This is a genomic window from Mucilaginibacter mallensis (assembly GCF_900105165.1).
Taxonomy (GTDB): domain Bacteria; phylum Bacteroidota; class Bacteroidia; order Sphingobacteriales; family Sphingobacteriaceae; genus Mucilaginibacter; species Mucilaginibacter mallensis.
On sequence record NZ_LT629740.1, the window covers coordinates 275714 to 294958 of the forward strand.

Annotated in this window: 21 protein-coding genes; 9 read left to right on the plus strand and 12 right to left on the minus strand. The window is 40.4% G+C overall.

The features are described 5' to 3' along the window. The first annotated feature begins 29 nt into the window (after positions 1–29). A complete protein-coding gene (locus BLU33_RS01110; protein WP_091380067.1) occupies positions 30–746 on the plus strand; it encodes a hypothetical protein in 717 nt (238 codons plus the stop codon). Between the two features lie 81 nt (positions 747–827). On the opposite strand, the gene BLU33_RS01115 is transcribed toward BLU33_RS01110, so the two are convergent. The 10 genes from BLU33_RS01115 to BLU33_RS01160 all read right to left on the minus strand — a co-directional run bounded on the left by BLU33_RS01115 (position 828) and on the right by BLU33_RS01160 (position 10664). Further along, positions 828–1640, minus strand: coding sequence for a DJ-1/PfpI family protein (locus BLU33_RS01115; RefSeq protein ID WP_091367917.1), 813 nt, complete (start codon positions 1638–1640; stop codon positions 828–830). Between the two features lie 199 nt (positions 1641–1839). Next, positions 1840–3597, minus strand: coding sequence for an ABC transporter ATP-binding protein (locus BLU33_RS01120; protein ID WP_091367918.1), 1758 nt, complete (start codon positions 3595–3597; stop codon positions 1840–1842). Between the two features lie 81 nt (positions 3598–3678). After that, on the minus strand, positions 3679–4242 hold the full coding sequence (frr, locus tag BLU33_RS01125; protein ID WP_091367921.1) for a ribosome recycling factor: 564 nt from the start codon (positions 4240–4242) through the stop codon (positions 3679–3681). A gap of 138 nt (positions 4243–4380) precedes the next feature. Continuing rightward, positions 4381–5085 carry a UMP kinase gene (gene pyrH, locus BLU33_RS01130; protein ID WP_091367923.1) on the minus strand — a complete coding sequence of 235 codons (705 nt, stop codon included), beginning with the start codon at positions 5083–5085 and terminating at the stop codon, positions 4381–4383. A gap of 54 nt (positions 5086–5139) precedes the next feature. Further along, positions 5140–6255: an N-acetylglucosamine-6-phosphate deacetylase gene (gene nagA / locus BLU33_RS01135; protein ID WP_091367925.1), complete on the minus strand. Its 1116-nt coding sequence runs from the start codon at positions 6253–6255 to the stop codon at positions 5140–5142. A 181-nt stretch (positions 6256–6436) separates the two neighbouring features. After that, a complete protein-coding gene (tsf, locus tag BLU33_RS01140; RefSeq protein WP_091367927.1) occupies positions 6437–7276 on the minus strand; it encodes a translation elongation factor Ts in 840 nt (279 codons plus the stop codon). A 181-nt stretch (positions 7277–7457) separates the two neighbouring features. Continuing rightward, complete coding sequence (rpsB, locus tag BLU33_RS01145; protein ID WP_091367929.1) at positions 7458–8327, minus strand: 30S ribosomal protein S2; 870 nt, start codon at positions 8325–8327, stop codon at positions 7458–7460. Between the two features lie 18 nt (positions 8328–8345). After that, positions 8346–8735 carry a 30S ribosomal protein S9 gene (gene rpsI, locus BLU33_RS01150; RefSeq protein WP_073406958.1) on the minus strand — a complete coding sequence of 130 codons (390 nt, stop codon included), beginning with the start codon at positions 8733–8735 and terminating at the stop codon, positions 8346–8348. Between the two features lie 25 nt (positions 8736–8760). Beyond that, the gene (rplM, locus tag BLU33_RS01155) at positions 8761–9198 is read right to left on the minus strand and encodes a 50S ribosomal protein L13 (protein ID WP_091367931.1); all 438 of its coding nucleotides are present in this window, start codon (positions 9196–9198) and stop codon (positions 8761–8763) included. A 326-nt stretch (positions 9199–9524) separates the two neighbouring features. Then, a complete protein-coding gene (locus BLU33_RS01160; protein WP_091367932.1) occupies positions 9525–10664 on the minus strand; it encodes a hypothetical protein in 1140 nt (379 codons plus the stop codon). Positions 10665–10897: 233 nt separating this feature from the next. Here BLU33_RS01160 and BLU33_RS01165 point away from each other — a divergent pair, with 233 nt between their 5' ends. The 3 genes from BLU33_RS01165 to BLU33_RS01175 all read left to right on the plus strand — a co-directional run bounded on the left by BLU33_RS01165 (position 10898) and on the right by BLU33_RS01175 (position 12929). After that, positions 10898–12067 (plus strand): transposase, encoded by a 1170-nt coding sequence (locus BLU33_RS01165; protein WP_091367933.1) that lies wholly within the window; start codon positions 10898–10900, stop codon positions 12065–12067. Positions 12068–12126: 59 nt separating this feature from the next. Beyond that, on the plus strand, positions 12127–12294 hold the full coding sequence (locus BLU33_RS25660; protein ID WP_394331789.1) for a hypothetical protein: 168 nt from the start codon (positions 12127–12129) through the stop codon (positions 12292–12294). Between the two features lie 173 nt (positions 12295–12467). Beyond that, complete coding sequence (locus BLU33_RS01175) at positions 12468–12929, plus strand: MaoC family dehydratase (protein ID WP_091367936.1); 462 nt, start codon at positions 12468–12470, stop codon at positions 12927–12929. A gap of 118 nt (positions 12930–13047) precedes the next feature. Here the strand turns inward: BLU33_RS01175 and BLU33_RS01180 are convergent, their stop codons facing one another. After that, the gene (locus BLU33_RS01180) at positions 13048–13257 is read right to left on the minus strand and encodes a DUF5808 domain-containing protein (protein ID WP_091367939.1); all 210 of its coding nucleotides are present in this window, start codon (positions 13255–13257) and stop codon (positions 13048–13050) included. A gap of 447 nt (positions 13258–13704) precedes the next feature. Between BLU33_RS01180 and BLU33_RS01185 the strand changes: the two genes are divergently transcribed. The 5 genes from BLU33_RS01185 to BLU33_RS01200 all read left to right on the plus strand — a co-directional run bounded on the left by BLU33_RS01185 (position 13705) and on the right by BLU33_RS01200 (position 17849). Next, positions 13705–14367, plus strand: coding sequence for a hypothetical protein (locus BLU33_RS01185; RefSeq protein WP_091367941.1), 663 nt, complete (start codon positions 13705–13707; stop codon positions 14365–14367). 167 nt (positions 14368–14534) lie between these two features. After that, positions 14535–14672, plus strand: a complete 138-nt coding sequence (locus BLU33_RS24970; protein WP_157682013.1) for a hypothetical protein — start codon at positions 14535–14537, stop codon at positions 14670–14672. 186 nt (positions 14673–14858) lie between these two features. Continuing rightward, on the plus strand, positions 14859–15626 hold the full coding sequence (locus tag BLU33_RS01190; RefSeq protein ID WP_091367944.1) for a LuxR C-terminal-related transcriptional regulator: 768 nt from the start codon (positions 14859–14861) through the stop codon (positions 15624–15626). Positions 15627–15782: 156 nt separating this feature from the next. Continuing rightward, complete coding sequence (locus BLU33_RS01195) at positions 15783–16523, plus strand: acyl-CoA desaturase (protein WP_091367947.1); 741 nt, start codon at positions 15783–15785, stop codon at positions 16521–16523. Positions 16524–16592: 69 nt separating this feature from the next. After that, positions 16593–17849: a pyridoxal phosphate-dependent aminotransferase gene (locus tag BLU33_RS01200; protein WP_091367949.1), complete on the plus strand. Its 1257-nt coding sequence runs from the start codon at positions 16593–16595 to the stop codon at positions 17847–17849. Positions 17850–17927: 78 nt separating this feature from the next. Here BLU33_RS01200 and BLU33_RS01205 read toward each other — a convergent pair whose 3' ends face one another. Continuing rightward, on the minus strand, positions 17928–19238 hold the full coding sequence (locus BLU33_RS01205) for an MFS transporter (RefSeq protein WP_232009366.1): 1311 nt from the start codon (positions 19236–19238) through the stop codon (positions 17928–17930). Positions 19239–19245: the final 7 nt, after the last annotated feature.

Below are 19245 nucleotides of genomic sequence, written 5' to 3' on the forward strand. Positions count from 1 at the left end.
ATTTAAGCAGTGAAAAGGAGGTTACGCTATTGAAATCATTAGGTTTAAACTGGTTTATAGAAGGTTCGCTCGACTTTGAGCATAAAAAGTACATCCTTTTGGATTATTTGCAGGAGATAAACCGCCACTTTGATAAAAGTAAACTCTATCCAAACCTCACCGATCTGGTGTTTCACTACAACAACCTGCTCGATTTTAAGCAGAACAAAACCATATTGCAGCAGGCTTTTCCGCAGTGGTTAACCAAGGCTGATATTGAAGCTGTAAAGCTGACCTATAAAAAGATGGTGGAGGATGACAGCACTATGCAGGAAATAGAGCATATCATTACCTACGCCTTGCTAAAAATGGACCCGGCCATACAAACAGGCCGCGAGATATATGATTTTGTTGAAAGCCGGCTGAACATTAACCCAATAGGTTTAGTGCCGCTGATGCCTTACCAGGGCTATTTCTCGCTGCGTAATGGCAACGATCGTACCAACTGGATCTATGAATATCATCTCACCATTTTCGAGAACACAAAGGATCAGTATCGTGGCATCAATATCCAATTTGTAGATACTTACGAGCAAAGCATCACCAACACTCCTGAGGCTATCAAACTAAACTTGATTAATCAACGCAAACATCTGCCCAACCCGGCGGTGTATTATGTGCAAAGCGATATCAGTTTCCCGCTGGAGCAAACGTTGCTGCCTGTGGCTAAAAGAAGTTTGGTAAAGTATATTATGAAGGCGGCGTGATTATGGTGTTGTAGGTTGTGAGTTGAAGGTTGTAAGTAAACTCCTTCCTACCTATAACTTACAACACACACAACAATTTTCTTAATTCCCTTTATTCAAAACCAATCCCTGTTCAGGTATCCATTTATCATATTCAATAGTTTGGGCAATGCTTTTGGCATAATCACGGCCACGGAGCTTTTCAACCAGGTGAAGTGCACCATCAATCCCGGCTGAGATACCTGCAGTGGTAATTATGTTCCCATTATCAACAAAACGGGTATTGGCTAATACTTTTGTGTTGGGAAACGCCTTTTGCAGGTTATCAATCTGTAAGAAATAGGTGGTAGCGGTCATATTATCAAGTATGCCGGCCTTGCCTAAAATATAGGCGCCTGTACAAACGGACAGGAAGTAAGATGCTGTTGTCCTTTGCGCGCGTATCCATGAGATCACAGCTGTATCTGCTACTGTTGCCGCAAAACTGCCGCCAAATACCACCAATACATCAGCCTTTGGGGCATCCTTTATGCTGTATTGAGGGATAAATGACAAGCCATTGGTATGCAGCTCACTTTTTGTTTTTGATACAGTTACTATGTGAAACCCTGCTGTGGTGAAAACTTCCATCGGCCCGGCAAAATCAAGGAGTTCAACCCCATCCTGGATATAAAAACAAACGGTAACAGGTTTTAAATTGAGCTGTTTTTTGAAATCGTTTAGTGACATACTGATCAATGTCATACCGCACATCGGGCATTTCCCGGCTTTATCAAAAGTCTGGTAATCACAACTGCCACAGGGCGGACAAACAAATACCGAATCAATGATAGTTGATTTTTGAGTTGTAGTTTGCGCGTGGGAAATAGTGTAACAGGTTAGTAGTAATATTATTACTAAATATCTTCTTTTCATAGCCGATGAAGTTATTTAGTAAATATAAAGAAAGCTCATTGATAATGAGGGCTTTTCTAAAAGTGTTATTGCAAGATATGGAGGAATTACGAATAGGATTAAATAATCGAATTGCTTGTGATGTATAACCGGTAAATGGGGCATGCTGATCCGCTGGTTAGCGGACAACATGCCCCATTTTTATTGAAATTATTATTTCTTACGCTTCCTCAACCTCTAACTTCTCACCAATCTGTTGCCTCCACATGGCGTAGTATAAGCCTTTTTGTGCGAGCAGATCAGCGTGCTTGCCTGATTCAATGATATGGCCTTTTTCCAGCACATATACCCTGTCGGCATGCATAATGGTTGATAAACGGTGAGCGATAAGTATGGTGATGTGGCCGCCTGATACAGATACGTCCTTTATAGTTTCGGTAATCTCTTCTTCCGTTAATGAGTCCAGTGAAGATGTTGCTTCATCAAACACCAAAATATCAGGTCTGCGTAACAAAGCACGCGCTATGGATAAACGTTGTTTTTCACCACCTGAAACCTTTACACCGCCTTCGCCAATAACGGTATCCAAACCTTTATCGGCCCTGGCCAGTAATGTTCTGCAAGCGGCTCTTTGTAAGGCATCCATACATTCCTCGTCAGTAGCCTCAGGGCGCACGAACAATAAATTCTCGCGGATAGTTCCCGAAAATAATTGGGTATCCTGAGTTACAAAGCCAATCTTTTCGCGTAATTGATCAAGGTCTATATCCTTACTTAATACATTATTGTATAAAATATCGCCTTCTAATGGCTGATATAAGCCTACCAGCAATTTTACCAGTGTGGTTTTACCTGATCCCGATGGGCCAACAAATGCTATCGTTTCACTATTATTAGCCTCAAAATCAATATGGTTAAGCGCGTTGCGGTTTGCGGTGAGGTGTTTAAAGCTCACGTTATCAAAAGTTAGCGTATTTACTTTTTCCAACAGCACAGGTTTCTCTGGTTTCTTGTCGATTGGCGTACTGGTTATACGGTCAAAATTAGCCAGTGAAACCTCGGCTTCGCGCCATGAAACGATCACGTTTCCAAGCTCCTGTAATGGATTGAATAGGAAGAATGAGTAGAATAATAAGCTTAAATATTGTCCCGCTGTTATGGTATGGTCGTATATCAGCAACAGTAATACCACCATCATCACGCTGCGTATAAAGTTAACGGTGGTGCCTTGTACAAAGCTCATGCTGCGCACATATTTCACCTTTTTAAGCTCAAGGCCGAGGATCTTATAGGTAGTATTATTTAAACGGCCTATCTCTTGCTTAACCAGACCCAAACTTTTTACCAGCTCGATGTTCCTTAATGATTCGGTTGTAGATCCGGCCAGCGCCGTAGTTTCAGACAGGATGCTCCTTTGTACTTTCTTGATCCTGCGGCTTAGCGAAGTACTTACAAAAGTGATAATAGGAATAGCTGCCAGATACACTAACGTTACCTTATAGCTTATGGATAGAGAGTAAATAATAACAAAGGTCATCCCGGTAAGGCTCACGAATAATATACCGATAAAGGCGGTAATAAATGCCTCGCTATCCAAACGTACCTTTTGCAATATGCCCAGTGTTTCGCCGCTGCGCTGATCTTCAAAAACCTGGTAGGGCAGTTCAAGCGAATGCTTTAAACCATCGGCATACATTTTGGCACCAACTTTTTGTGTGATGATATTGGTATAATAATCCTGGAAGTTTTTTGCTATACGCGATACCATGGCAACACCAATAGCCATACCTACCAGCTTTAATGTACCCGCCAGGTAAACACTAAAGGCCAGTTTATCACTTTGGTTGATAACCTTATCCAATATACGGCCCGAAATATAGGGGTCTATAAGCGAAAAGCCGATGTTCATTGCCGCCAGGAAGAGGGCAAAAACAATAATACCACGATATTCTTTAAGATATGATAGGAGTATTTTCATTAAAATTTTTGATTTCTGCAAAAATAAAAAAAGGGAATGGCTAACAAGCTCATTCCCTTTAATTTGACATTAGGTTGGTATTTACACCGTCATCACGTCTTTTTCCTTAGCTTCAGAATGGTGATCAACCTTGATGATATAGGCATCAGTAAGCTTTTGGATCTCACCTTCGCCGGTTTTCATTTCATCTTCTGATACGCCTTCGGTTTTCAGTTTCCTTATTTTTTCATTGGCATCTTTACGGATATTGCGGATCGCAATTTTACCGGTTTCAGCCTCAGCCTTAACTTTTTTAACTAAATCGCGGCGACGCTCTTCAGTAAGCGGCGGTACGTTAATACGGATAATAACACCGTCGTTCTGTGGGTTTAAACCTAAGTTAGCTTCTTTAATAGCTTTCTCTATCGGCACCAATAATGATTTTTCCCATGGCTGCACCACAAGGGTACGGGCATCGGGCGAGTTTACATTACCTACCTGACTCAACGGGGTTGGACTACCGTAGTAATCAACCATAATATCATCCAACATAGCAGGGTTTGCTTTACCTGCACGTATTTTCTGTAATTCGCTTTCGCAATGGTCAATAGCTTTGTCCATTAAAGCCTTTGCATCAGTTACCTGTTTTTTAACGAGTTCGCTCATCGTTTAATATTTTGGACAAAAATAGTAAAAAGTATCATTTCTACCTTAACTAAATTCCTACCCATTAATAGGCACTTTGAAAAATCTAATAGTTTATCCGCAGTTCCCAGTATGACGCGTGGAGAAGGAATGCGCTCTTTATTTAACCAACGTTCCGATAGCTTCACCTTTGGCAATTTTCATGAAATTACCTGGTTTGTTCATATCGAAAACGATGATTGGGAGTTTATTTTCCTGGCAAAGGGTGATGGCTGTCATGTCCATTACGTTAAGGCCTTTGTCGTATACTTCCTGGAAAGTAATCTCGTCGTAACGGGTTGCTGTTGGGTCCTTCTCAGGGTCGGCGGTGTAGATGCCGTCAACGCGGGTACCTTTTAAAACCACATCGGCCTTAATTTCAATAGCGCGAAGAGATGCGGCAGTATCGGTAGTAAAATATGGGTTACCGGTTCCAGCACCGAAAATAACGATCTTATTTTCTTGTAAGTGGTGCATTGCCCTGCGGCGGATGTACGGCTCGCAGATCTGCTCCATCTTTATGGCTGACTGCAGGCGGGTTTCAACACCGATGCTTTCCAATGCATTTTGCATGGCCATACAGTTAATTACTGTTGCCAGCATACCCATATAGTCGGCCTGGGCGCGCTCCATACCTGATTTTTCGGCGCTTAGGCCTCTAAAGATATTTCCTCCACCAACAACAATTGCAATTTCCAGGCCTTCGTCATGCACATTTTTAATGTCTTGTGCGTACTGCAATACCTGATTATTATCGATACCGTATTGTCTTTCGCCCATCAGGGATTCGCCGCTCAGCTTTAGGAGGATTCTTTTATATTTCATGAGGTAGTTGTTTGTCAAAAGTATATAATAAAAATCAGTGTTAAAATTTTATGTCTATTTTGTTAAATAATCGCCTTTGAATACGGTGCCCTGCACCTCAAAGTTCTCGTCGAAAACAATCATATCCGCATCATAACCCGCTTCGATTTTCCCCTTTTTGGTTAAAGAAGCAAGTTGTGCAGGATATAATGAAGCCATGTTTATAGCTTCGGCCAAATTAATACCTACATGCTCCACACAATTTTGTACGGCCTTTAACATGGTAAGGCATGAGCCCGATAAAGTCCCGTCAGGCATTACATAGCGGTCTTTTTCAAACCTGTGCTGATAAGTACCTTCAGTTGCAGCGGTAACGGCGTCAGTGATTAGAAATAACTTATCGCCCAGTTCGCGCTTTGCTAAACGGATCATGGCAAAATCAACGTGCACGCCATCGGCGACTACGCTGGTGTATGGTCTTTCTTCAAAAATGGCAGGGATATAGCCAGGCTCGCGATGATGCATCTGCGGCATGGCATTAAATAAATGCGTTACCGCCTTTATTGGGTTATTCAAAAAAGTTTTTCCTTGCTGATAAGTAGCATTACTATGGCCGGATGATAAGATCACCCCATGATCATTTAAATAATCAACAACTTCTGCATCCTGTAGTTCGGGCGCAATGGTCATCATAGTGATTACGCCATCTGCCTGCTCAATCCATTTCTGTACCAGTTCAAGCGTGGCTTTTTTGATGAACTTTTCGGGATGAGCACCTTTCTTGATTGGGTTCAGGAACGGACCTTCCAAATGCACACCTAAAAAGTTGCCTTTACAGGTTGCGCGATAAGTTTTGGCGGTCTCAATACCTTTTTCAACAATATCATCGTTATTAGTGCCGATAGTAGCAAAAAAGCCGATTGTTCCCTGGCTCAGCAGATCATCTTCCATCCGCTCCAAAGCAGCAACTTCGGGTGTACCGGCGAATAGCTTGCCGCCACTGCCATAAATTTGCAGGTCTATCAATCCCGGCGCCAGGAAAGCACCACTAAGATCAATTTTGTTTGCATCCTGCGGGATGGCAGTTTCATCAATAATATTTACGATCTGGGTACCGTCAACTAAAACGGCTTTGCTCCGGGCTATGGAGCCATCAGAAATAAGCTGGAGGTTATGGTAGGCTGTTATCATATCAATCCTTTTATTGTAGAGACGCAATATTTTGCGTCTCAGAGTTATTCAAGATACGAGATGTGTCGCTTGCATATTGAATGCGACGAGGTTGCTTCGTCGTTCCTCCTCGCAATGACAATAGGAGAAAACAATATTGCAAAAAAAATCCCCCTCGTTAAAAACGAGGGGGATAATAAAATTAAGCTCCTAAAGCTACCCGCTTAAACGCGGTAACTGTTAAACCTTTTTCAACAGTGCTCAAAAACTGAGCAACGTTTTTAGATGGGTCCTTTACAAACTCCTGGTTTAGTAAAGTTGAATCTTTGTAGAATTTGTTAAGCTTACCAGCAGCGATCTTTTCAACCATATCTTCTGGTTTGCCTTCAGCGCGAATCTGCTCTTTAGCAATCTCAAGCTCACGCTCGATAGTTGTAGAGTCAACACCGTCTTTATCTAAAGCAACTGGGTTCATAGCTGCAATTTGCATAGCAACGTCTTTACCTGCTTCATCAGCACCGGCAACGTTAGCGCTTAAAGCAACTAATACACCTAAACGGAAGTTACCATGTATGTAAGCGATAACTTTTTCGCCATCAACAACTTCATATTTAGATACACCTATTTTTTCACCTATTTTACCTGTACGGTCAACAATAGCTTCAGCTATTGAAACACCTTCAATTTGTAACTGACCTAATTCTTCAATTGAAGCAGGTGCGTTTTCTACTGCTACGTTAGCAATCGCGTTAGCAAAAGCAACAAACTCAGCATTTTTAGCCACGAAATCAGTTTCGCAGTTTAATTCAATAATTACACCGCGTTTTCCATCTGCAGAAGTACGTGCTATAACAACACCTTCGTTTGATTCCCTGTCCTGACGGCTGGCAGCTACTTTAGCGCCTTTTTTACGTAAAAAATCAATAGCAGCTTCAAAGTCACCGTTAGTTTCGGTTAAAGCTTTTTTGCAATCCATCATACCGGCACCAGTTTGCTGGCGCAGTTTGTTCACATCGGCTGCAGATATTTGTAATGTAGACATTCTTTTAATTTTTTTTGTTGGTGATTGTTGTATGTTATGAGTTGTGAGTTAAAGGTAATACCTATGGCAGCACACCCTTTATAACATACAGCATTAATATGTGTTTAACAAAGTTAAAGGTTGTATGTTATGGTAATAAGAAGAAATCCTACAACACACAACCTACAACCTTCAACTAATATTATTCTGTTTCAGCTGGTTCAGTACCGGTTTCGGCAGCAGCTTCGGCAACTTCAGCAGTAGTTGCTGTTGTTTTGCGGCTTCTTTTTCCGCTTTCGCCTCTGTCAGGTGTTACTGCTTCAGGAGCATCAGCTTTAGCTTTCGCTGCTGCTGCTTCTTTTTCAGCTTCATCTTCTTTCTCGCGTTTACGCTCGTCTAAACCTTCTTCGATAGCTTTGATAATGATACCGGTGATCAATGAAATTGATTTGGTAGCATCGTCATTCGCTGGGATAGGGAAATCGATGTTTGAAGGATCAGAGTTGGTATCAACCATTGCAAAGGTTGGGATGTTTAACTTTAATGCTTCTGAAACCGCGATGTGCTCTTTCTTAACGTCGATCAGGAACAATGCAGCCGGTAAACGGTTAAGATCCGCGATACCACCTAATAATGTTTCTAATTTGATACGCTCACGTTGTATCATCAGTCTTTCTTTTTTAGAAAGGTTGCTGTAAGTACCGTCTTTAGTCAATTTATCGATGTTTGACATCTTTTTGATTGACTTGCGAACAGTAGCAAAGTTAGTTAACATACCACCTAACCAACGTTCGGTTATGAAAGGCATGTTTACACCTTTTGCATATTCAGCCACGATATCTTTCGCTTGTTTCTTTGTAGCTACGAATAATACCTTACGGCCTGATTTTACAATTTGTTTTATAGCTGCAGCAGCTTCTTCAACCTTAGTTAAGGTTTTGTTTAAGTCGATAATATGGATACCGTTGCGCTCCATGAAAATGTACTGTGACATTTTCGGATCCCATTTGCGGGTAAGGTGACCAAAGTGTACACCAGCGTCCAGTAACTCGTCGTATGTTGTTCTTGCCATTTTGTTGTCTCCTTGTGATTAGCGTTTACTGAATTGGAATCTCTTACGTGCTTTCTTGCGTCCTGGTTTTTTACGCTCAACCATACGGTCATCACGTGTCATTATACCTTTAGCGCGCAGTGAAGGTTTCTTTTCAGGATCAAGTTCAACAATTGCTTTCGCGATAGCTAAACGAACGGCCTCAGCCTGTCCTTTTACACCACCACCTGCAACATTTACTTTTACATCAAATTTTCCGGTTGAACCAGAAACCTCAGTGCTCTGAGTAACGATGTATTGTAATGGCAATGTAGGGAAGTACTCTTTGTAATCTTTACCGTTTACGATAATTGCGCCGCTGCCATCTGTTAGGTAGATGCGTGCAACTGCTGTTTTTCTTCTGCCCGAAGTGTTAGTTGTTGTTGGCATTTTTTTTCTCCTTTAAAAATAAAAGTTAAATGGTAGTTGGGTTTTGTGCTGCATGAGGGTGCTCAGCGCCTGCATATACATGCAAATTGCCAAACAATGCCTTGCCCAAACGACTTTTAGGTAACATACCACGCACGGCTTTTTCAATTACGCGTGTTGGATGTTTTGCCATTAACTCCTTAGGAGAAATGAAACGCTGACCACCTGGATAACCAGTGTAAGAAACATACTGCTTTTCGCTGAATTTGTTTCCGGTCAACTTTACCTTGTCTGCGTTGATAACTATTACATTATCACCACAGTCTACGTTTGGGGTAAAATCCGGCTTGGTTTTCCCTCTGATGATCATTGCGATCTTAGTGGACAAGCGCCCCAAAATCTCGCCTTGTGCGTCAATAACAACCCATTGTTTGTTGACGGTTTTTTTGTTGGCTGAGACAGTTTTGTAACTTAACGTATTCACTTGCTTTAAATTAAATTAATTAAACGTTTATTATACCCCGCATTTTCGGGACTGCAAAGATAGCTGTTTTTGTGTTATTTACAAATGGTTTTTGTAATTAGTTTATTGGGTTGATTAAGTTAAGTGGTGGGTGGTTTTTAAACTTCTATTTTAGGAGCCTCACCCTCTTTGCCGCTTGCGGGAGAGAGGGTCGACGAGCGAAGCAATGTCGGGGTGAGTCAAAACTTGGAATAGGCATGGAATTGACAAGATGTCGAGATTAGTCTACACCTTCAATATAAACCTCTCCCCGCTACAGCAAGCGTCCCGCTTGTGGTAATTATATTTTACTTTAGGGCTACGGTAACAATTGTATGGTCTTCAGAACCTTCATTTTCAACTTTCATGCCGATCTTTACTATAAATTTATTATTCTCGAACACCTTTTCACCAGTATGAAAAACGTCGGTTGAATCTTCTTTATTCATTAATTTAAATCCATTCTGTTTCAAATAATCCGGGAAAGTATAATTGGGGTTATTGTCATTAGCAACAAATGCTAGTTTATTTTGCTGCAATGTTATGATAGATTTCAGGCTTTCGTTAATCCACGTGTTGCCATTTCCGGCATTTTGCCAGCCATTATGTATTTTTTTTAATTCGCTGATGACATCAGACTGTTTAATTGTTATCAAATGTAAAAGGTCGGGCATTGTAATATCCCGTTGTTCTGTATTCTCAAATTGCCGAACACTATTATCATCTGCCAAAAGGTCAACATTATTAGGATTTATTTTTGAATAGATCATATGTATTTCTTGCCCTTTATAAAATTTCTCAAACTGGTATGAAGGAACATCTTTGGTAACAATATAAGTTTTACCTTCCCTGGTATTAAATTTAACTACCAACCTCGAAATATCGGCTTCATCCCCTTTGAGGTTTCTTATTTTAAGTGAACTGCCCGAAACTATTTGCCCTATTGTAGCTTCTTGTGTGTCTTTCAAAACATGATCCTGTACAGTAGAAAATGCAAAAGAAATTAAAAAATAAATTACCACACCGGGTGTCACCAAAACAGGCAAAAACTGGTAATGTATTTTAGGCTTACCTATTTTCCTTACATAGTTTTCGTTCCAGGTTTTACGATGGGAAATTGTATAAAAAGCAAATAAGCAGCATAATGCCGATCCTAAAAACGATAAAGCAAAGACATGGCCTACTGCAAAATCAAAAAACGGAATCACAAACAAAAAGATAAACAAAGAAGCTATTGAAAGCGACATCCACATATAATAGTTTCGCTTATTTAATACGGTATATTTCGCCGCTCTTTCTTCTATAAATTCTTTTTTTGCAATTTCTATAAGGCCTACAATACCACTCGGTTCAGCCCCCTCCTGTTTTAATTCATAAATAATTGTTTCATCGGTATACTCCTTGCCTAACATTAATTTTGCCTGGTCAATAAAATATCGGATATCCATTTATTTATTAAAGTTTAAGTTTTATTTAAGCATCAGCCTTAACGGCGATAAAGATATTTGATAAATATATACAATTAACATACTACTTCAATCTGGTACTTTATATCGAAAGCTACCCTTCGCTACCACAAACGTCCATTCAAACACACAAGCGAGACGTGGCTGTTGCACAACAAACGAATAATATTTGATAAATATTATGTCAAGACATTGATTTTTAGTATCTTAATGTCATGCAAGGAAAGAAACATTATCAGGAAAAACTCTTCACCAATTTCCAGTTATCTGACCGTGTTCCTGCGGATAATATATATAGGAAATTAAAAGAGATATTAGATCTGCAATTCTTATATGTTGCTACTGCAAAGTACTACGGGAAAGACGGGCAAAAAAGTATTGACCCGATTGTTTTCTTTAAGCTATTACTTGTTGGCTATTTAGAAAATCAACCAAGCGACAGGCGAATTATTAATATGGCTTCTATGCGCCTGGATATTCTGTATTTTATCGGTTATGATGTTGATGAAGAGTTACCATGGCACTCTACGTTGAGCCGTACACGTCAGCTTTATGATGAAGATATATTTAATCAATTATTTAAGCAGGTACTAAAGCAGTGCATCGACAAAGGTATGTTAACCGGTAAAAGACAGGCTATTGATAGTGTCTATGTGAAGGCTAATGCAGCAATGGATAGCATTAAGGAAAAAGCTATTTTAGATGATGCTTTGGCATTTACCAGCCAATTGAAAGAAGATAAATCAGATAATGATAGTCCACAGCATCCCGACCAGCCGGGTGTGGCACCCCAAAAGCGGAGTAATGCTAACCGGGTCAGTACTACTGATCCCGATGCAAGGATGTCGGTAAAGCCTGGCAAAATAACAAGGCTTAATTATCTTAGCCAATTGAGCGTCGATACTTCCAGCTATATTATTACAAGTATTGGGGCTTACCATGCCGATAAGAAAGATTGTCAATGCCTTGATTCAGTACTTGATACAATTGATAATAACCTAAAAGAGTATGGTTTAGCGGCTGAAGAAATCATTGCCGATACAAATTACAGCAGTTCATCGGTGTTGGAAAGCCTAATATCAAGAGGCATTAATGGCTACATTCCTAATACAGGAACCTATAAACAAGAGCGGGAAGGATTTACCTATGATTCGGAAAATGACCGTTACATATGCGATCAGGGAAATACTTTAAAGTTCATCGGTTACAAGAACCACCATGGCGTTTCAAAAACCTACATGAGCAAACGGTCTGACTGTAAAAATTGCCCTGTACGTACCCAATGTATTGGCACATCAACCTATAAAACATTAACCAATTCTTTGAAACGCCCCTTGTTTGACGAAATGCACCAACGTATGAATGCAAACTACGGTAGCAAATGATGACGATAAGAAAAAGCACAGTAGAACCCGTCATTGGCAATCTGATCGAATACCTAGGGATGCGAAAAGTAAATACAATAGGGATAAAACTGGCCAATAAATGTATGATAATGGCTGGAATCGCTTATAATCTTAAAAAGTTGATCAAATACGGAGGAAACCACTTTTGGGATGAAATATTATGGTTATTAACGTCTCAAATAACAACCGATATGCATTACATATAAAATACGGGGCATCAAAAATGATAAGCTATACCAATAATTATGAGAGGCAAAAACTTCGTTGTGCAACAGCCACAGCACGCTTGCGGTAGCTTCCAATCTATAAAAACCTGCTCCTTTCTTGCCAATCCCCTGCACTTTATTACTTTTACATCATACTATTATATACTACTAACATGATCATCATTAAAAACTACGGCGAATTTGAGTCCTATCTAGGTAAGGAGCTCGGTACTTCAGGCTGGCACACCGTTACCCAGGAACAAATAAACGAATTTGCCCATGCCACAATTGATCATCAATGGATCCATACCGACCCTGAGCGCGCCGCCATTGAAAGCCCGTTTAAGGCAACCATAGCGCACGGTTATTTAATGGTATCGCTGCTGCCCTACTTTTGGCACCAGATTGCTGATGTGCAGAACCTGAAAATGCAGATCAATTACGGAATTGAAGGCCTAAGATTTTCACAACCGGTAATAGTAAACAGCCAGGTACGCCTTAAAGCCAGGCTTGCAGCCATAGTAAATTTAAGAGGTGTTACCAAAGCCACCATAGGCGTTGAAATGGAGATAGACGGCCAAAAGAAACCAGCCTATGTAGGCGAGGTAGTTTTTTTATATCACTTTTTGGATTAGGGTTACCTAATATATCTTCCAGCCCTCTTTCCGCCGCAGGCGAAGAGAGGGCCGACAAGCGGCTTAGCGAAGTCGGGGTGAGTCAAACGAAGCGCGGGAAGAAAATCCGGCTTTTTGTCTAAACTTTCAAAATGCCGGCACTCACCAGCACGCTACCTATTATAGTAAGCAGAATAATCCCCATCACTACAAAGGATACATTATGCCCAAAGTTGAACGTCCATCCTAAGCCGCTGCGCTTTTCAACCATAATATTCGGGTCTTTGGGGTTGTAGTAAAATATCCCCCACTTCCACAACTCGTAATTATTTTTGTCAAACTCATTCATATTATAAATCTACGTAAACTAATCATCCGGCAAAATTATAGTCAACCAACTTTTATCCATTTTCAACCAGCAAATTTTTAATGTAAAAAATTAAAAATTTAACTACAATTCATTAAATCAAAACCTTTAAAACACACTGCTGCACCAAATTACCAATACACACAAGTAAATCGTAAAACACGTCCTTTTTAAGCAACTCAAAGTTTTACTAATAGTTAATAATTCAATAAAAAATCCTCAGTTTTTTTACAATCTTTTTTAAAACACTTTTAATTTTTTGCTGTTTTAAAAGTAAATCAGCTAAAAAATTATTTTAATTGAAACTTTGAGTAAGTCGCAATCGTAAAAACGACAATAGCGGCTCTATAACATATCTACCCTTTTGAATACAGCTGCATTTTAGTAAAAATTAATATATTTTGATAAAATACGGTAACAGTTACCACAATGAAGGCCATTATCAAACATCGGTTATACTTTTACGCCGCTATACTGCTGCTAATGGCTGGCTGCAAATTGGATAAACCCGATTACGCTAATTTTTTTGCTACTGCAAACACCTACCAGCCCGTAACCAAAGGCTCCTATTGGACATACCAGGAGAATGCCAGCGGTGATTTAGATACCAGCACCACTACCATGACCGGCCTTTCAACTGTAATTAATAACAGAACGTATTATCAGGTAAGCACAGTTTACCAATCGCAGGTATTTCCGACAGAGTCAGGCTATTTTTCAAATAGCGGACATATTTACACCACATTGGGAAAGAGTGGAAGTGATACATTAGAAACTTATTATCTGAACGATACTACAGCAGTAAACGGTACATGGATTGCAAAGGTTAATGGCAGCGGAACATTAAGCGGAATTCCTTCCCGCATTGCAGGCCAGATAGTTGAAAAGAATATAAGCAGAACCGTAAACGGTAAAACTTTTACCAATGTTATCCACACCAAATTTTATCTTCAACAGGACACCGGCACCGGCTTTACTACAGGTATTACCTTCGATTATTTCATAGCCAAAGGCGTAGGGATTATTGAGGAAGATGCAACAGGCGTTGATTTTACAACTGTCAGAATCCTGCTTGATTATTCCATTAAATAAATCATAATCTATATTCTCTCTTTCCACGCAATGAAGAGAAGGCCGACTAGCGGAGCGAAGTCGGGATGAGTCAACGAACCGCGTTCAAACATCGATCATTTCTTCCATTTTATTCTTAATACTGGCAGGATAGTTGCATATATCTTAAAAAGATAAATCTATCTATTATGGAAACTATCGAAAAATCAGTTAAAGTATTAAATAACGGCAATGGTTTATCGGCAGGTCTGAAAACTTTACTTGCGCAACAGCAGGCAGGGATCACTAACGGTCATGATAAAATCAAATATTTGCGTGATGGTTAGTCTTAATATTGGTTATACTATAATTAGTAAAGCCGCCCATTGCGGACGGCTTTTGCCATGTTAAGGTTTAGGTAGAATAATACGCCCAATGATAGTTTAGTTTTAGCATTAAAGAAATACCTATTTATAGGTATTCTCGTGTATTTTTATTACTTTTAGAACAGCCTTGCCCTATTACGTATATATATGAAACTGAAACTGTTTGCTGATGAAATCAACAAGGTATGGAAGAGTGTAGCCACTGAGAACATAGCAGAATTTCCACAAGTTGAGCTTGAACTTTATAAAAAAATACTTACTTTTTTCCAGGTAGGCAATTACTTCTATTATATATTTAATTTTAAAGACAGGGAATTTGAACTGATAAGTGATGGCGTTGAAACTGTATTGGGACATATGCCATCAGATTTTACAATAGATTTTTATTTAGATATTATACATCCCGACGACAGGCCATACTTTTTAAGCTTTGAAAGTTATACCGCGCAGTTTTTACCACAGATGCCGCCCGATAAAATAATAAAGTACAAAGTAAGAAGTGATTATCGGATAAAAAAGAAGAATGGCGATTATATACGGGTAATGCACCAGGCGCTTACCATACAGTTTGAGGATAATGGCACAGTGGCCCGTTCACTGGGCGTACTTACCGATATTACACACCTAAAACCCGACGGCAAACCGGTATTATCCTATATCGGCATGGAGGGTGAACCATCCTACCTTGATGTTGACGTAAAAAGCATGTTTATTGATAGCCAGGAAACACTCACCCAGCGCGAAAAACAGGTACTGCGGCTGTTGGTTGAGGGAAAAGCAAGTAAGGAAATAGGCGCTATATTAAACATTAGCAAGCAAACCGTTGATACCCACCGCAAAAATATGCTGAACAAAAACAACCTCAGCAATACAGGCGAATTGATAGCCAAAGCCATACGCCAGGGCTGGATCTGATGCATTTTTTATACTATAAATGGTGCTGATCCGTTAATGAAATGCAGTTCAAACGTATAAGATACGGATTAAATATCCGCTTTCAAAATCCTTTTTAAGGTTTTAATCGTATCTTTGCAAAATAATACAATTCATTTTCTATCAATACCCAATTACGTGTACATATTAATTTTCTTTTTAGCTCACTGGTTCCTCTCCCTATTTTTTCAGACGTTTTACTTACACAGGTACGCTTCTCATAAAATGTTCACCACAAGTAAATTTACCGAGCGTACATTTCACCTGATGACTTTTATTTTCCAGGGATCATCATTTTTAAACCCGCGTGCATATGCTATTATGCACCGTGAGCACCATGCTTATAGTGATACCGCTAAGGATCCGCATTCACCATATTTCTTTACTGATGTTTTCCAGATGATGTGGAACACCGTGCAAAGTTTCAGGCTATATGAAAAAAGACTAAAAGAACCTGATGCTGAATTTAAAGGCAATTACCCTGAGTGGCATTTGGTTGATTATTATGGTTCAACCATGATATCGCGCATCATATTCGGTTGCTTATACATTACCTTTTATATAGTATTTGCTACCCATTGGTGGATGTTTTTATTATTGCCGATACACTTTATGATGGGCCCAATTCATGGTGCTATTGTAAACTGGTGCGGTCATAAATATGGTTATGCCAATTTTGATAATAACGATAAATCAAAAAACACCACACCGTTTGATTTTTTAATGCTGGGCGAACTGTTCCAGAATAATCACCACAAACGCCCCAACAATGCAAACTTTGCAGCCCGTTGGTTTGAGTTCGACCCGGTTTTCCCGGTAATGAAACTGATGCACTGGGTGCGCATCATCAAACTGCGGCCGGCTACCTTAAATAGTTAACAATTAAAATTTAAAGTGCAGATAGTTCAAAACTATCTGCACTTTTGCATTATATATAAAATTTATACAATGAGTGTTTCCGTATTAGCTAAAAATCTGCGCGGCTCCGAAATCATTAAAATAGCCGGTGAAATAAACGAACTTAAACGACAAGGACAAAACATTGCCAACTTAACCATCGGCGATTTCGATTCGAACATATATCCTATTCCTACCGAGCTAAAGCAAGGCATAGTTGAAGCTTATAACGATAATCAAACCAACTACCCGCCGGCTGATGGTATGCTTAACCTGCGCGAGAGCGTGTCGGCATTCCTGAAAAGCAGGTATGCCTTGGATTATGCCCCTAACCAGATCCTGATCTCAGGCGGTTCAAGGCCATTGATCTATTCTACATTTTTAGCAGTTGTCGATCCCGGTGATACCGTTGTTTTCCCAACACCATCGTGGAATAACAACCATTACAGCGACCTAACCAGCGCCAATGCTATAATGATTGAAACCCGTGCCGAAAACAATTTTATGCCTACGGCAGATGAGATCCGCCCGCATATTAAAGGCGCTGCTTTACTGGCATTGTGCTCACCTTTGAACCCAACGGGCACCATGTTCAACAAAAAGGATTTGGAAGAGATCTGCGACCTGGTAATCGCCGAAAATAAAACACGTGCAGCAGGCGAAAAACCATTATATCTATTATACGATCAGATCTACTCGCAACTAACCTTCGGGGTGCACAAACATTACGACCCGGTTACCTTGCGCCCCGAATTAAAAGATTACACCATATTTATTGATGGCGCATCAAAATGCTTTGCAGCAACAGGCGTGCGTGTAGGCTGGGGCTTCGGTCCGGCAAATGTGATTGATAATATGAAAGCCATTGTTGGCCACATGGGTGCATGGTCGCCAAAGGCGGAGCAGGTGGCTATGGCTAAATTCCTGACCAACGATACTTATGTTAACAATTACCTTACCCAGATAAAAGCAAACATCCAGGCCAGCTTAAACACCCTGCACGAAGGTTTCCAGCAATTAAAAGCTGAAGGCTTCAGTGTTGATTCTATCGAACCAATGGGTGCCATCTACCTAACTATTAAAGTTGATTATGCCGGCAAAACCACACCTGATGGAACCGTGCTAAAAACATCAGCAGATATCAACTTTTACCTGATAAAAGAAGCTAAGGTGGCCTTTGTGCCATTCTCCGCATTCGGCACAGGTGAGGATGTAAACTGGTTCAGGGCATCAGTAGGTGCAAGTACCTTGCAGGATATTCAGCAAATGATCCCGAGGATTAAGGAAGCTTTGAGTAAATTGAAATAATTTACTATTACATAGAATAGGGCATCATAATGGCTCGAATGCCGGTATGATACCCTATTTTGCCTTAATGCATGTAGTTTAAATCGCCGTATCTCTCCTGTTAATATCTTCTAATGATAGCGGTATCAGATTCTTTGTTTTTAAGTAAGTAACCGTTACTACCGTTAAGGTAACGCAGCCGCCAAAAAGTACAGCGGGTACTGTTCCTAATATACTTGCTGCTGTGCCCGATTCAAAGTCGCCAAGCTCATTGGATGAACCGATGAACATGGAGTTTACTGCTGATACACGGCCGCGCATCTCATCAGGTGTTAATAGCTGCATAATGGTGCCGCGGATGATCACACTTACGCTATCAAATGCACCCTCGGTAAAGAGGAAAAACAGCGACAGGTAGAAATTTCTCGACAAACCGAAACAAATTATTGATGCGCCGAAGCCTGTAACTGCTATCAGCAGGTTGCGCCATGGTTTACCCATAGGAGAAAAACGCGACATGGCCAGCATAGTAATAACTGCCCCGGCAGAGCCTACCGCGCGCATAATTCCTAAGCCTTCGGGCCCCACTTTTAATATTTCATTGGCAAATACCGGCAGCAATGCCACTACGCCGCCAAAAAATACGGAGAATAGGTCTAGGCTCATCGCGCCGAGCATCATCTTGTTTTTAAAAACAAAGTGTATACCTTCTGCAAGGCTCTTCCAGATGTTTTCCTTCGGTTTAAAAACAGGCGGATATTTTTTCAGGAAGTATACCAATACTAATGATACCAATATCAGGAAGAGTATAACAGCGAAAGTGGCTGTTATGCCGCTTACGCCAGGTATAAATTTATTGGCAAAGCCATATATTAAACCACCGGTGGCAGGCCCCAATATAGATGCTATCTGCCAGCTTGAGCTGCTCCAGGTACTGCCGTTAGGGTAAAGCTCCTTGGGTATGCTATGCGCGTAAACGGTAAATGTTGCCGGGCCATAAAACGCGCGGGCAACGCCGTTACAAAATATCATTACATAAATTATAGGCACAATCCAGTCGGCGTGGATGTATGGGCGCATGCTGGTTAATGTAACTGTGCCCATTACCAGCGACGATAAAAATACGCCTGTGTAAATAAGCAACAGCATTTTTCGCTTTTCGGATTTATCGGCTATATATCCGCCATATAGGGCAATACCAACCGCGGGTATAGCTTCGCAAAGGCCAAGCATGCCGAGCTTAAAGGTACTATGAGTTAACTGATAAATGTAAAAACCGATAACAACGGTTTGCATTTGATAAGCAAAGGTGAAGAAAAACCGCATCCCGATGTAGGCGCGGAAATCTTTGAATCGCAATGCTGCAAAAGAATCTTTTTTTTGGGGTTGACTATGTCCTTCGTCTGGCACTTAATGT

What these genes read in the sequence shown, in the direction of transcription:
- BLU33_RS01115 (WP_091367917.1), bottom strand. Translation starts at nt 1,640, where the DNA reads ATGAAAAGAAGATATTTAGTAATAATATTACTACTAACCTGTTACACT.
- BLU33_RS01120 (WP_091367918.1), bottom strand. Translation starts at nt 3,597, where the DNA reads ATGAAAATACTCCTATCATATCTTAAAGAATATCGTGGTATTATTGTT.
- frr (WP_091367921.1), bottom strand. Translation starts at nt 4,242, where the DNA reads ATGAGCGAACTCGTTAAAAAACAGGTAACTGATGCAAAGGCTTTAATG.
- pyrH (WP_091367923.1), bottom strand. Translation starts at nt 5,085, where the DNA reads ATGAAATATAAAAGAATCCTCCTAAAGCTGAGCGGCGAATCCCTGATG.
- nagA (WP_091367925.1), bottom strand. Translation starts at nt 6,255, where the DNA reads ATGATAACAGCCTACCATAACCTCCAGCTTATTTCTGATGGCTCCATA.
- tsf (WP_091367927.1), bottom strand. Translation starts at nt 7,276, where the DNA reads ATGTCTACATTACAAATATCTGCAGCCGATGTGAACAAACTGCGCCAG.
- rpsB (WP_091367929.1), bottom strand. Translation starts at nt 8,327, where the DNA reads ATGGCAAGAACAACATACGACGAGTTACTGGACGCTGGTGTACACTTT.
- rpsI (WP_073406958.1), bottom strand. Translation starts at nt 8,735, where the DNA reads ATGCCAACAACAACTAACACTTCGGGCAGAAGAAAAACAGCAGTTGCA.
- BLU33_RS01160 (WP_091367932.1), bottom strand. Translation starts at nt 10,664, where the DNA reads ATGGATATCCGATATTTTATTGACCAGGCAAAATTAATGTTAGGCAAG.
- BLU33_RS01165 (WP_091367933.1), top strand. Translation starts at nt 10,898, where the DNA reads ATGCAAGGAAAGAAACATTATCAGGAAAAACTCTTCACCAATTTCCAG.
- BLU33_RS25660 (WP_394331789.1), top strand. Translation starts at nt 12,127, where the DNA reads ATGCGAAAAGTAAATACAATAGGGATAAAACTGGCCAATAAATGTATG.
- BLU33_RS01175 (WP_091367936.1), top strand. Translation starts at nt 12,468, where the DNA reads ATGATCATCATTAAAAACTACGGCGAATTTGAGTCCTATCTAGGTAAG.
- BLU33_RS01180 (WP_091367939.1), bottom strand. Translation starts at nt 13,257, where the DNA reads ATGAATGAGTTTGACAAAAATAATTACGAGTTGTGGAAGTGGGGGATA.
- BLU33_RS01185 (WP_091367941.1), top strand. Translation starts at nt 13,705, where the DNA reads ATGAAGGCCATTATCAAACATCGGTTATACTTTTACGCCGCTATACTG.
- BLU33_RS24970 (WP_157682013.1), top strand. Translation starts at nt 14,535, where the DNA reads ATGGAAACTATCGAAAAATCAGTTAAAGTATTAAATAACGGCAATGGT.
- BLU33_RS01190 (WP_091367944.1), top strand. Translation starts at nt 14,859, where the DNA reads ATGAAACTGAAACTGTTTGCTGATGAAATCAACAAGGTATGGAAGAGT.
- BLU33_RS01200 (WP_091367949.1), top strand. Translation starts at nt 16,593, where the DNA reads ATGAGTGTTTCCGTATTAGCTAAAAATCTGCGCGGCTCCGAAATCATT.